Source organism: Xenorhabdus beddingii (assembly GCF_002127545.1).
In the GTDB taxonomy this organism is placed as follows: domain Bacteria; phylum Pseudomonadota; class Gammaproteobacteria; order Enterobacterales; family Enterobacteriaceae; genus Xenorhabdus; species Xenorhabdus beddingii.
The window spans coordinates 1-280 of record NZ_MUBK01000195.1 but is presented as its reverse complement, the minus strand read 5'-3'; the positions used below and the strand labels follow the sequence as shown (position 1 = coordinate 280).

Sequence of the window (280 nt, the reverse complement as noted above, 5' to 3'; positions counted from 1 at the left end):
AGCAGAGGCAGAACAACAACGTCTGGCCGAAGAAGCCGCCCGTCGCGCCGCAGCAGAAGCAGAACAACAACGTCTGGCTGAAGAAGCTGTCCGTCGCGCAGCAGCAGAGGCAGAACAACAACGTCTGGCCGAAGAAGCCGCCCGTCGCGCCGCAGAAGAAGCAGAGCAACAACGTCTGGCCGAAGAAGCCGCCCGTCGCGCCGCAGAAGAAGCAGAGCAACAACGTCTGGCTGAAGAAGCCGCCCGTCGCGCCGCAGCAGAGGCAGAACAACAACGTCTG

At 62.5% G+C, this 280-nt stretch carries 1 protein-coding gene; it reads left to right on the top strand.

The annotated features are described in order from the left end of the window. Positions 1–280: hypothetical protein (locus Xbed_RS19240; protein ID WP_208612292.1), on the top strand; the 280-nt coding region annotated here is incomplete at both ends.